Consider the following 12117-nt stretch of genomic DNA (forward strand, 5'->3'; position numbering starts at 1 on the left):
TCACTCCTCAAAGATACCAGGCGACGATATGCGCGATCTCGCCATCGCGATGGATCGGCAGCGCGACCATCGAGCTGTAGCCGGCCGCGATCTGCGCCCCACCGATCACCAGCGGCAGGCCTGTGCCCAGCACCTTGCCGATCGGGCCCTGCCAGTCCTGCGCCCGCTTGGGGTTGTCCTCGTTCCAAAGCGCGCCTTCGCGCTCGCACAGGCCATCCACCAGAACCGCGCCACCGTCGCGCCCCACGCGGGCCTCGCGGGCGTCCCAGATCTCGAAACGACGTGCGATCGGTGTGCCACGGGCCGACAAAAGCGTTGCCACATAGTTCTGATCGCCCGGCACCGGGATCGGCAGACCGAGACCCGTGGTCAGCCCGGCCGCGCCCGCGCTTTCCGAGCGGATGAAGCGATAGCCCGACCCCAGATCGCGCATCAGCATCGGGGTCTGCGACGCCCAGACACCGCCGGGCAGGCCCTGACCTTTCGGGAAATGCGTGTGCTTCGAAACCCATTCGAAATGCTTGGCCGCGCCGTAATAGCCATCGTCGAGCATCAGAAGCCCGTCGCGCTCGGCCCAGACTTCGATCGCGCCGGTGGTCATTTCGTCATCGCCACACAGCACGACCAGAACGGCCTTGAGCGTGTCGCCATCGAAAACCGGCAGCGCCACCGCCGAGGTCAGCCCCGCCTCCTTCGCGGCCTCGATGCGCTGGAAATAGGATCCGTCGAAGCCTTTCAGGACGACCGGGCGCCCTTCGGCCCATGCTTTCCCCGGCAGGCCCTCGCCATGAGCGAAACTGGTGCGGACCGAGGCCGCTTCAAAGGCCGTGAGCGCGCCATAATCGCCCGCGGCATGAACTAGGCGGTCGCCCTCGGGCACCCAGACTTCGCTGACGCCGATGAAGGCGCGTGCGGGGGTTGCGGTTGCAGTTGCAGCGTCCATCACGCGGCCTCCGATTTCTTGGGCGTGTGGCCCTGTTCATATTCTTCGAGGAAGTTCAGGACCTGCTCGCGATAGAGGTAGTAGTCGGGGTGTTCGAGCAGCGCCTTGCGGGTGCGCGGACGCGGCAGATCGACCTCCATCACCTTGCCGATCGTGGCGCGCGGTCCGTTGGTCATCATCACCACGCGGTCGGCCAGCAGGATCGCCTCGTCCACGTCATGGGTGACGCAGACGGCGGTGACCTTGGTGCGCGACCACACCTCCATCAGCACTTCCTGCAGCTCCCAGCGGGTCAGGCTGTCGAGCATCCCGAAAGGCTCATCGAGCAGCAGCAATTTCGGCGAAAGCGCGAAGGCGCGCGCGATACCCACACGCTGGCGCATGCCGTTCGACATGTCCGACGCGGGCTTGTCCATCGCATCGCCCAGACCCACGCGCTCGAGGTAATAGTCGATCACGTCCTGACGCTCGGCGCGGGATGCCTTCGGATAGACCTTGTCCACGCCCACGGCCACGTTCTCGCGCGCCGAGAGCCACGGGAACAGCGACGGCGCCTGGAAGACCACGGCGCGCTCGGGATCGGCGCCCTTCACCTCGAAACCGTCGAGCTTGATGCCGCCTTTCGACACATCGTTGAGCCCCGCGGTCATCGTCAGCACGGTCGATTTCCCGCAGCCCGAATGGCCGATCAGCGAGACGAATTCGCCCTTCTTCAGGGTGAGGTTGAAATCCTCCACCACGGTCAGCGGCCCTTTCGGGGTCGGGTAGATCTTGTGAAGCTGCGAATACTCCAGATACTTCCCTTCTAGTGCCGAGCGCGCGGCGTCGGACACCGCCTTGGGCAGCGCGTGCAGCGGCGTGACATCGGGCAGCTTGCGCGTGCCTTCGGCCTTGGCCTGCATGCCGACATCCATCAGGTAGTTCGTGACGGCGGCGCGCAGGCGCTTGAACCCTTCATCGTGGTTCATCGCACCGCGATCGCGCGGACGCGGGATGGTGACCTTGAACTCCTCGCCCAGCGTGCCATCGGGGTTCAGCGCGATGATACGGTCGGCCAGAACGATCGCCTCGTCCACGTCATTGGTGATCAGCACGCAGGTCTTCTTGTCCTGCTCCCAGATATGCTCGATCTCGTCGGCAAGGTTGCCCCGCGTCAGCGCATCGAGGGCCGAGAGCGGCTCGTCGAGCAGCAACACCTCGGGGTTCATCGCCAGCGCGCGCGCCACGTTGACCCGCTGACGCATGCCGCCCGACAGCTCCGCCGGGCGGCGGCTCGCGGCGTGGCTCAGGCCCACCATCTTCACGTAGTGATCGACCTTTGCCTGACGTTCTTTCTTCGACAGGCCCGGGAAAATCGTCTCGACCGCGAGGGCTACGTTCTGATCCACGGTCAGCCACGGCATCAGCGAGTAGTTCTGAAAGATCACGCCGCGCTCCGGACCGGGGCCGGTGACCGGCGCGCCCTTGAACAGGACCTCGCCCTTGGAGGGCATCTCAAGCCCCGCCATCAGGTTGATCAGGGTGGTCTTGCCGGTGCCGGAGAAGCCCAAGAGCACGAGGAACTCGCCCTCTTTCACGCTCAGGTCGATGCCGTTGAGCACGTCGCTGCGCGCGGTGCCTTCGCCGAAGCTTTTCGAGACGGATTTGAATTCGAGGATGCTCATGAGGATCACCGGTTGTTCGAGAAGGTGAACATCGACTGGATCGCGAACATCAGCCGGTCGAGGATGAAGCCGATGATGCCGATGGTGAACACAGCCACCATGATCCGCGCGAGGCTTTCCGAGGAGCCGTTCTGGAACTCGTCCCAGACGAATTTGCCCAAGCCCGGGTTCTGCGCGAGCATTTCCGCCGCGATCAGCACCATCCAACCAACCCCGAGCGACAGGCGCAGACCGGTGAAGATCAGCGGCAGCGCCGAGGGCAGCACCAGTTTCGTGATCTTCGTCCAGGTGCCCATTTTCAGCACTTTCGAGACGTTCACGAGGTCCTTATCGATCGAGGCCACGCCAAGGGCCGTGTTGATGATCGTGGGCCAGAGCGAGCACAGCGTCACCGTGATCGCCGAGATCAGGAAGGACTTGGAGAACATCCCGTCATTGGTCACGTAGACGGCAGAGACGATCATCGTCACGATCGGCAGCCACGCGAGCGGCGAGACCGGCTTGAAGATCTGGATCAGCGGGTTCATCGCGGCATTGGCGGTTTTTGACAGGCCCGCCATGATGCCCAGCGGCACCGCGACGATCGTGCCGAGCGCGAAGCCGAAGAACACCGTCTTGATCGAGGTCCAGATCTGATCGAAATAGGTCGGCGCCCCGGTATAGTCGCGGTATTTCACCCGGTCGGCCTTGCCTGCCGCCACCAGCTTGTCGTTGCGAACGTCCTGACGCTCGTAGAAGGCGGCGGCCTTCTCGCGCTCGCGCAGGTGGTCGGCATAGAGAACCTCCGCCTGCTCCCAGACCTGCGCCGGGCCGGGGATGACGCCGAGCGAGGTTTCCACTTTCGGAGCCAGAACCGCCCAGACGGCGAGGAAGGCGATGATCGCCACCACCGGCACGCCGAGAAGCTGCCAGATCTCTTTCATCTGGGCTTTGGGATTATCACCGGCCGCGGCGCGCAGAACCGGCGTGACCCAGCTCACGCCGAGCACCTTGAACCAGCTATCGGCCTTGTTGATGCGGGTGAAGAGACGTTCGCGGCGGGCCTCGCGGGCCTGCTGTGCGGTCAGGGCGTCAGGATCGATGGCGGTCATGGCTTGGCGTCCTTGGGGGAATGTAGAGAGGAAAGGACGGGCGAGACCTCGGCCCCGCCCGCAAGTCAGGGGAGTTACCCTTCGACCTTGTTGCCGACGACTTTCTGGCCCGATTTCAGACCGATCGGCAGGCTGTCGATATAGGCGTTGGGGGTGCGGCCGTCATACTCGACACCGTCGATGATGTCGGAGGTGGGCTCACGATACCCATCGGTATCCCAAGGGAAATCAGCCTTGTCCGCGATACCTTCATCGACCAGCATCTGGGCGGCCTGAAGGTAGATCTCGGGCTTGTAGACCGACTTGGCGACCTCGTCATACCAGTCGTCGCTCTGGCTCACGGGGATCTGGCCCCAGCGGCGCATCTGGCTGAGATACCAGACCGCATCCGAGTAGTAGGGATAGGTCGCGTAGTAGCGGAAGAAGACGTTGAAGTCGGGAACGTCGCGCTTGTCGCCCTTCTCATACTCGAACGTGCCGGTCATCGAGTTCGCGATCACCTCGGCATCCGCACCCACATATTCCGAGCGGGCTAGGATCTCGACCGCCTCGGGGCGGTTGGCGTTGTCGTTCTCGTCGAGCCACATCGCGGCACGGATCAGCGCCTTGGTCAGCGCGAGCGTGGTGTTGGGGTTTTCCTCGGCGAATTCGGCGGTGATGCCGAAGACCTTCTCGGGGTTGTTCTTCCAGATCTCGTAATCGGTGATCACCGGAACGCCAATGCCCTTGAACACGGCCTGCTGGTTCCACGGCTCGCCCACGCAGTAGCCGTAGATGGTGCCGGCCTCGAGGGTCGCGGGCATCTGCGGCGGGGGCGTCACCGACAGCAGCACATCGGCGCCGATCTGGCCCGACACGTCATCGGGCGAATAGTAGCCCGGCTCCAGACCGCCCGCGGCCAGCCAGTAGCGCAGCTCGTAATTATGGGTCGAGACCGGGAACACCATGCCCATGTTAAAGGGCTTGCCCTCGGCGCGGTAGCTCTCGACGACCGGCTTGAGCGCCGACGCCGAGATCGGGTGCACCGGCTTGCCGTCATCGCCTACGGGGATGTTCTTCTTCATCTCGTCCCAGACCTCGTTCGACACGGTGATGCCGTTGCCGTTGAGATCCATCGAGAAGGGTGTGACGACATGCGCCTTGGTGCCGAAGCCGATGGTCGCGGCCAGCGGCTGACCGGCCAGCATATGCGCCCCGTCCAGTTCGCCGTCGATCACGCGATCGAGCAGAACCTTCCAGTTCGCCTGCGGCTCGAGCGTGACAAAGAGGCCTTCATCCTCGAAATAGCCCTTCTCATAGGCCACCGCGAGCGGCGCCATATCGGTGAGTTTGATGAAGCCGAATTTCAGCTCGTCCTTCTCGACATCGAGCATTTCCGCCAGCGCGGGGCTGACAAGGCAGGTGGTGGTGGCAATGGCTGCCAGAAGCTTTTTCATCGTTACGGTCCCTGTTGCATCGTCATGTGCGTCGAAAACGAAAAAGCCGCCCGACCCGAGCGCACCACTTCCAAGGGAGGAGGAAGATCTGCGATCAGGGTCGAACGGCTTTGTTCGGAGCCTCACAGCGATGCGAGGCGGAATATGTTGGAAATCGAAACGCCCTTGCTTCGATAGAACCAGAAAACGAGTTTTGCACCCGCAGCGTCAACAATTGGGTTTCATGCTGCGCCTGCGAAGAGACGATTTTCTGCAGCGCGCTTAGAAAATGCTCACGAAACCGTCATGAATTTGCGAAAGGATCAAAAATCCAGCCATCGAAGAACGCATCGCTCGGCAGAATCACCTGGCCCTGAACGGCCGGAATGGCACCCGGAGCGTTCAGCGCGCCTTCGATCTTGTCGCGCGCCTCGGGCAGATCCGCCCCCAGATCGGCGAGATTGCGGGTGTAGAGATCGGTCCGGCAGATCGCACGCGCCGAGGCCATCGCTTCCTCGCGCGACAGCCCCAGTCTTGTCGCGAGCCTTGCTGCCACGAGCGCACCCTGCGAGGCCCAGGGGTAGCCCGCCGCGCCGGTCTGGAAGCTCATATAGCCCGGCACGCTTCGCATCTCGCCCCGCGGCGAGATCACGAGATTGCCGGTCAACGTCCGTTCTATCAGTTCCGGCGGCAAGTCGAGATAGTCGCGCCGGGCAAGCAGCTCGGCCGCCGTCAGAAGGTTGCGCTCATGTCCAAGCCATCGCCCAGCCTGCCACACCGCTCGCATCAACCGCCGAGTCAGCCCCGGCTCGGCTTCGGCCCAGTCGTGGCGCACGGCCAGAACCTTCTCCGGCGCGTTGGCGCGGATCGCCGTGCCGGGCAGCAGCATTTCACCGACCCGGTTCTCCACCGCGATAGAGCCCCAGGGCGCACCCACGCAGAACACATCGATCTCGTCAGCCGCCAAGGCCTCCGCCATCAAAGGCGGCGGGACGGTGTGAACGTCGAGATCCTGTGGCGCGCTCAACCCGATCGCACCCAGCCAGTGATACAGAAGCTCCGCATGCATCGAGAACGGGAACGGCACGCCGATGCGCAAACGGCCCGCCGCGCCCGCGATCAGAGCCTCGCCCGCCGCGCGCGCATCCGCGAAATCGAACCCGTAGCCCTGCGCCCGCATCCGATCGGCCAGCGCACGCGACACGCCGATCGAATTGCCGTTATGCGACAGGATCTGCAGGATATCGATGCGCGTGTTGAACCCGCCCAGACCCAATGCGGCGGCAATCGGCATCGGAAACAGCATATGCGCCGCCTCGAGCCGCCCCAACATCAGTTGATCGCGCAAGGTCGACCAGCTCGGCGCAGCATTGAGCGTCAGCGCGAGCCCCTCTTCCTCGGCGAAACCGATCTCGCGCGCGATGATCAGCGGCGCCGCATCGACGAGCGGGATGTATCCGACCGAAATCGGCACACCGCTCATGACAGGAGCCCCGCAGCCGTCACCAGCGCATGGGCGACATCCGCGACCCGCCTGCCCTGATCCATCGCCGTCCTGCGCAGCAGCGCATAGGCCTCGTCCTCGTCGATCCCGCGCGCCTTCATCAACAGACCCTTCGCGCGGTCGATCACCTTGCGCTCTTCCAGCGCGCGCCGGGTCGTCTCCAGCTCGGTGCGCATCCGCTGCACCATGTTGAACCGCGCAATCGCGGCATCCATGATCGGCTTGATGCGATCCGCGCGCAGCCCATCGACCACATAGGCGGAGACGCCCGCATCGATCGCGGCCTTCGTCGCCCCGTCATCCGAGCGATCGACGAACATCGCCACCGGACGCTCCAGCGGCCCCGATGCCAGCGTCAGCTCTTCGAGCATGTCGCGCGACGGGCTTGCCATATCGACCAGAACGATATCGGGATTGATTTCGGAAATCCGCCGCGCGAGGCCGGTCGTCTCGGGGATCACGGTGATCTCAAAGGAGCCCGCTTCGCGCAGACTGTCCTCGATGAGCCCCGCGCGCTCCGGGTCTGTTTCAATCACGATGATGGAGAGAGCTTCGGGCATCGATCACATTCGTATCTCGTCACGACAGGAATAGAGCCGGAAGACAGACATGCGAAGCGCGGACCTATATTGGACAAGCTCCAATTCGCGGCTGACGGATTGGCGGTCAGCTTTCGAGCTCGATGCCTGTTTTTTGTGCAATTCGCGGCGTGTGTCTGGTCACTCCAACAGCAAGAGATACAGACGGCCCGGTTTGGGAATTTGACCCCAGTTCATTCGCCTGGTCACACTGGGGAGACGTATCTTCGTTGTCGGCGCGAAGTCTGGAAACCGAATGCTCCGAGCAGTTGACCTTATCGGCTCTGCGAAAAGTTTGCTGACATAGTCGCTTGTTCAACCACCCGGCGGACGCCCTGTCAAAAAAGCGAAGCGGCAGGAGTTTCCCCCTGCCGCTTCACGTCCCGGCACGTCGTGTGGCGAGCATCGGCCGGTTCGCGTGGAACCTCACATCGCTCAGCCTACATGCCGGGAATTCCGATCCTGATCTTCGGGAAGGACTATTTCTGGGCGCTGCGCGGCGCTGTGCTTTCCGCGTTCGCAGCTTTCTCTTCGGACAGAGTCCGGAAGAAATGAGGCCAGGCGAGGGCGGCATGGCCCTTGTTGTTCGCGATGTCATTCGTCTGGGGCTTCTTGCCCGTTGGCATTTTTTCGACAGCCATGTTCGGCCCTCCATTTTACCCGCGAGGGATACTCGCGGAATTCCTCTGGATGACCGAAAGCTTCGGTCAGTTTCGCTCGTGTCTCGGCGGTGCCTCCTAGGATGAGGCGCGATGCGGCGTCCGTCCGGTCCCGAGCCGTCGGGGCTTTCGGGGGGCAGATCACGGAAGACGCCGTCGAAGTCGTGTTTGCGGGCCATAGTCCCGCTCTGGTCGCGAAATCCGGTCTGAAGACCGGCTTCGGAACCGCATCAGCTGGTGCCAGATTGCAGGCGGTCTCACGACCGTCGCGTCCGGTTCCGAATTCTCAGGTAACGGCCTGTCTGTCTTCGCGCAGAGAGAGACCTGCGCGCGCAAGGGCCGAGATGTGGACGAAGATATCCCGTCTGCAGAATTGATCAGCCAAGCTCAGTCATTTCAGTAGGAAGACCGGAGCCGGCAGAGAAGAGAAATTACAGATGAGACGAGCGTAGTCCGGTATATCTAAGTGACCGCGGCCCCTTTTGCAAAGGAAATCAGCAGCGAGCGAACGGCACGCACGGCCAGGGCTTTCCGAGCGCGGAATTTATATCCCGTACAATCAAGCCGTTGCGCGAAAATTCCGGTGCCGAAACGCAATTTCCTCGTAATTTGGGCGCAAATCCCTTATGTCTGCACTCGCATATCTTAATTCTCGGACCCTGTTCCTCCCGGCTCAGCGACGATCTTGAGCTTTGTCGGGCCGCAGCTTTTCAAAGGCGGCAGTAAGGAAAAGGAGCTTCCCATCGGCCCATGGTGCCGTGACGCCGTTCGAGCAGACCAACTCTCTCAGCCCTCCTACCGGGATGAACTTGGTCGATACCGCAATTTCTGCCCCTCGCGACCTCCACGAGAGCTTCGCATGTCAGAGGGGCCGGACCGTGATCCGCGCGCATTGCCGCTGACGCCTCGCGATCCGCTCGGGATACCAAACCGGCGCGCCTCGCGCGCAGACCTAATTCACCGCATAGAAACGGCTTAGCCCGCACTATGCCTCCGTGATCGCGCAACCGTTCAAATCGGAGCCGTCACGACCGCTTAGAAAGATACGAACCTTGATCGAAATTTACTGGGGCAAACCCATCTCCCTCGTCGTGTCGCCGGACGGCGACGTCAAAACCTTCAGCACCATCGAACAGGTGCATTACTGGCTGCGCGAGAAATGGCCGGTCACTGATACCGCACAGATCCGTGCAATTGACCGCGTCGAAGCGGCCATGGAATGTCTGGGCACCGTGGGCGATGCGCGTCGTGCGTTCCTCGCAGCCGCGACCACCGCCGGCTTTTCACCATTCGAAACGATGGATCACCCGATTGCAGCCTGATCATACAGCACATACGGCGTCTCGCGCGCGACGCGGACGGGCCGGCTCGGTCCCGAGGTTCGAAGGTCTACGCTCGAAACTCTTTGACGGGGCCTTCGGAGTGTGGACGGCACTGCAAGCGCCGATGATCCCGATCCTCGCGCTGGCGCGGCGCCCCCGGCTCGTGCGCGCCGCCGTGCGGGTCTGGACCGGCGGGGTCTTCGCGCTCGCACGCGGGATCCTGCGGTTGCGCGTCCGCGAGCAAGGGCTCGAGAACAAGCATCTCGACAGCCCCTGCATCTATGTCTGCAACCACCAATCCACCTGGGAAACGCTGGCCTTCAACCAGCTCGTGCCCGATGTCTGCATCATCGCGAAACACGAATTGCGGCGTATCCCGATCTTCGGCTGGTTCCTCGAACATTCGCCGATGATCCTAATCGACCGCAGCGGCGGCGGACGTGCTCTCGCCGGGATGATCACCCACGCGCGCGAAGAGGCTGCCAAAGGCCGCTCGATCCTGATCTTTCCGGAAGGCACGCGGGTCGGCGTGAACGATCGCTGCGAATTCCAGCCCGGCCTGATCGCGCTTTATCGCAAGCTCCGCCTGCCGATCGTGCCGGTCGCGCATAACGCGGGCCATATCTGGCGCAGGGACGTGAAGACCGGGGGCACGATCACCGTCGCCTATTTCCCGGCAATCCCGCCCGGGCTTCCGGGCGCCGAGGTGAGCGCGCAGGTCGAAGCGCTTCTCAATGTCGAGAAAGACCGCCTGCCCCCCTGCACTGCTCTGAGCGACAACGCAAAATAGGTGGCGCCCTTCTGGCAGGTGGCCGCCCTCGTCTCTTGTGGTGCGGCCTCGCAGGTTCGATCGCCATCGAGCTTCGGCCTTCCGACCGCGACACATCCCAGGCATCTTGATATCGGTGACACGCGGGCCGATCAGGCATTTCTCAAGCCGCGATGACGATCTAAGGTCGACATCCTGTTGGCCGCGCGGCCTCCACCGCTATGCATGAAGGTTCTTTCCATGGCCACCAAACCGATGTTGCACCCGCGCAATCAACACCGGGCGGGGTACGACTTTGAGCGTCTGATCGTACAAACTCCGGAGCTGGAGGCATTCACGACACGAAACCCGCGTGGACGGATGACGATCGATTTTGCGGACGTGGACGCGGTCCGCATGCTCAACCGGGCACTCTTGCGGACGCATTACGACATCGATTTCTGGGATATTCCGGCCACTTATCTATGCCCTCCGATCCCCGGCCGTGTCGATTACATTCACTATTTGGCGGATCTTCTGGCCGAGTGTAACGACCATGAGATCCCGCACGGGCCCGAGATCAAGGCGCTCGACATAGGGACCGGCGCGAGCCTCGTCTACCCACTGACCGGTCAGCATGAATATGGCTGGGAGTTCACCGGCGTCGATATCGATCCGGTGTCGATCAAGTCGGCGGCGGAGATTTGCGACCGCAACGGTCTGAACATCAGCCTCAGGCGCCAGACCGATCCCGAGGACATCTTCGAAGGCGTGATCGGTCCCGACGATATCTTCCATGTCACCCTGTGCAATCCGCCGTTTCATGCGTCCATTGAGCAGGCGGACAAAGGTACCCGGCGCAAGTGGCGAAATTTGGGGAAAGGTCACTCGAAGAAACTCAATTTCGGCGGCCAGAACGCCGAACTTTGGTGCCCCGGTGGCGAGATCGGCTTCATCGCCAGAATGATCGAGCAGAGCATGGACGTCGCCGATCAATGCCTGTGGTTTACCTCTCTGGTGTCGAAGAAAGACAACCTGCAGCCAATTTCCAGACTGCTGCGCAAAGCGAGGGTTGCCGAGTCCAGGGTCGTCGAAATGGCTCAGGGGCAGAAGACAAGCCGGTTCATAGCCTGGACCTATTACCCCGAAGCACAGCGATCCCTATAGGGGGTCGGGTTCGTCGGCAGGACGCAAGGGGTGGCGCGAGCTGCAGAGCGACCGGCACATTCGAAACGCACCGCTCTCCATAAGTTGCGTCTGTAAACAGGCGATAAATCTGCGAAATCCGCTTGCCGCACAGGCAAGCTCGACTATGTCCTTCACCATCGTCCCCGTGAGGGCGCGCGTAAGCGTTCACGTCAATCAACGCACTGTCTCGGGCACGCCCGGTCAGTGCGTTGGCATGTCCAGCCGCCGCCAGACCGGACGGAACCCGATTTGAGAAGGACTGGACATGACCGACATGCCGCGGATCCGCAGGGTCCGGCACGACACACTTCGCCGCAATCTGACCATCGCCCGGACCGAGCGCGTAACGCCGCAGATGTTGCGGCTGACGCTGGAGGGGCCAGAGCTTGAGGGCTTCGTCTCGGCCTCTCCGGACGATCACATCAAGATTATCGTCCCCGATGCTTCGGGCGAGACAGCGATGCGGGACTATACGCCCCGCCGCCACCTGCCGGAGGCACGGCAGCTCGAGGTCGACTTCGCGTTGCACGACGCAGGCCCTGCAACCAAGTGGGCGCTCGCGGCGCAGGTCGGCGACACGGCCACGATCGCCGGGCCGCGCGGATCGCAGATCATTGAAGGCAACATCGAACGCTGGGTCTTGGTCGGGGATGAGACCGCGCTTCCGTCGATTGCACGACGGATCGAAGAGCTTCCAGCCGCCATGCCGGTCACGAGCCTGGTCGCGGTCGCCGATGCGGGAGAAGAGCAGGAAATCGAGACGAATGCAGATCATGTGGCGCTCTGGACGCATCGCTCGGACCCAGCGGATCCCGCGCCGCTCCGCCGGTTGCTGGACCGCATTGCCCTGCCGCCGCGAACATTTGTCTGGATCGCCGCCGAAGCCAGCGTCGCCCGCGCGCTGCGTGACGATCTGACCGGCCGCGGTCATCCGAAGGAATGGCTGAAGGCGGCAGGATACTGGATAGCCGGTCAGGCCGACGGTTCGGCCAAGGATCTGTGAGA

The 12117-nt window shown here is 62.8% G+C and carries 10 protein-coding genes; 4 read left to right on the forward strand and 6 right to left on the reverse strand.

All coding sequences use genetic code 11. The features are described 5' to 3' along the window. Nucleotides 1-7: 7 nt before the first annotated feature. The 6 genes from F8R15_RS05920 to F8R15_RS05945 all read right to left on the reverse strand — a co-directional run bounded on the left by F8R15_RS05920 (nt 8) and on the right by F8R15_RS05945 (nt 7177). A complete protein-coding gene (locus F8R15_RS05920; RefSeq protein WP_152843943.1) occupies nt 8-943 on the reverse strand; it encodes a GAF domain-containing protein in 936 nt (311 codons plus the stop codon). After that, a complete protein-coding gene (locus F8R15_RS05925) occupies nt 943-2607 on the reverse strand; it encodes an ABC transporter ATP-binding protein (RefSeq protein ID WP_152843944.1) in 1665 nt (554 codons plus the stop codon). The genes F8R15_RS05920 and F8R15_RS05925 overlap by 1 nt, the downstream gene beginning before the upstream one ends. A 5-nt stretch (nt 2608-2612) precedes the next feature. Continuing rightward, complete coding sequence (locus tag F8R15_RS05930) at nt 2613-3698, reverse strand: ABC transporter permease (RefSeq protein WP_152843945.1); 1086 nt, start codon at nt 3696-3698, stop codon at nt 2613-2615. A 74-nt stretch (nt 3699-3772) separates the two neighbouring features. Further along, nucleotides 3773-5134 (reverse strand): CmpA/NrtA family ABC transporter substrate-binding protein, encoded by a 1362-nt coding sequence (locus F8R15_RS05935; RefSeq protein ID WP_152843946.1) that lies wholly within the window; start codon nt 5132-5134, stop codon nt 3773-3775. A gap of 283 nt (nt 5135-5417) precedes the next feature. Continuing rightward, nucleotides 5418-6596 (reverse strand): ABC transporter substrate-binding protein, encoded by a 1179-nt coding sequence (locus F8R15_RS05940; protein WP_152843947.1) that lies wholly within the window; start codon nt 6594-6596, stop codon nt 5418-5420. Further along, the gene (locus F8R15_RS05945; RefSeq protein ID WP_152843948.1) at nt 6593-7177 is read right to left on the reverse strand and encodes an ANTAR domain-containing response regulator; all 585 of its coding nucleotides are present in this window, start codon (nt 7175-7177) and stop codon (nt 6593-6595) included. The genes F8R15_RS05940 and F8R15_RS05945 overlap by 4 nt, the downstream gene beginning before the upstream one ends. A gap of 1729 nt (nt 7178-8906) precedes the next feature. Here F8R15_RS05945 and F8R15_RS05955 point away from each other — a divergent pair. From F8R15_RS05955 to F8R15_RS05970, 4 genes are all read left to right on the forward strand, one after another. Continuing rightward, entirely contained in the window at nt 8907-9176 is a 270-nt protein-coding gene (locus tag F8R15_RS05955; protein WP_152843949.1) for a DUF982 domain-containing protein, read from the forward strand. A gap of 100 nt (nt 9177-9276) precedes the next feature. After that, the gene (locus F8R15_RS05960; RefSeq protein WP_216644112.1) at nt 9277-9966 is read left to right on the forward strand and encodes a lysophospholipid acyltransferase family protein; all 690 of its coding nucleotides are present in this window, start codon (nt 9277-9279) and stop codon (nt 9964-9966) included. 219 nt (nt 9967-10185) lie between these two features. Beyond that, nucleotides 10186-11091, forward strand: coding sequence for a 23S rRNA (adenine(1618)-N(6))-methyltransferase RlmF (gene rlmF, locus F8R15_RS05965; protein ID WP_152843950.1), 906 nt, complete (start codon nt 10186-10188; stop codon nt 11089-11091). A gap of 286 nt (nt 11092-11377) precedes the next feature. After that, nucleotides 11378-12115, forward strand: coding sequence for a siderophore-interacting protein (locus tag F8R15_RS05970; protein WP_152843951.1), 738 nt, complete (start codon nt 11378-11380; stop codon nt 12113-12115). The last annotated feature ends 2 nt before the right edge of the window (nt 12116-12117 follow it).

The organism is Thioclava sp. JE_KL1, from assembly GCF_009296265.1.
Lineage (GTDB): Bacteria > Pseudomonadota > Alphaproteobacteria > Rhodobacterales > Rhodobacteraceae > Thioclava.

Bases quoted from the DNA above. Each gene is read 5' to 3' on its own strand.
- F8R15_RS05920 (WP_152843943.1), bottom strand. From the start codon at position 943: ATGGACGCTGCAACTGCAACCGCAACCCCCGCACGCGCCTTCATCGGC.
- F8R15_RS05925 (WP_152843944.1), bottom strand. From the start codon at position 2,607: ATGAGCATCCTCGAATTCAAATCCGTCTCGAAAAGCTTCGGCGAAGGC.
- F8R15_RS05930 (WP_152843945.1), bottom strand. From the start codon at position 3,698: ATGACCGCCATCGATCCTGACGCCCTGACCGCACAGCAGGCCCGCGAG.
- F8R15_RS05935 (WP_152843946.1), bottom strand. From the start codon at position 5,134: ATGAAAAAGCTTCTGGCAGCCATTGCCACCACCACCTGCCTTGTCAGC.
- F8R15_RS05940 (WP_152843947.1), bottom strand. From the start codon at position 6,596: ATGAGCGGTGTGCCGATTTCGGTCGGATACATCCCGCTCGTCGATGCG.
- F8R15_RS05945 (WP_152843948.1), bottom strand. From the start codon at position 7,177: ATGCCCGAAGCTCTCTCCATCATCGTGATTGAAACAGACCCGGAGCGC.
- rlmF (WP_152843950.1), top strand. From the start codon at position 10,186: ATGGCCACCAAACCGATGTTGCACCCGCGCAATCAACACCGGGCGGGG.
- F8R15_RS05970 (WP_152843951.1), top strand. From the start codon at position 11,378: ATGACCGACATGCCGCGGATCCGCAGGGTCCGGCACGACACACTTCGC.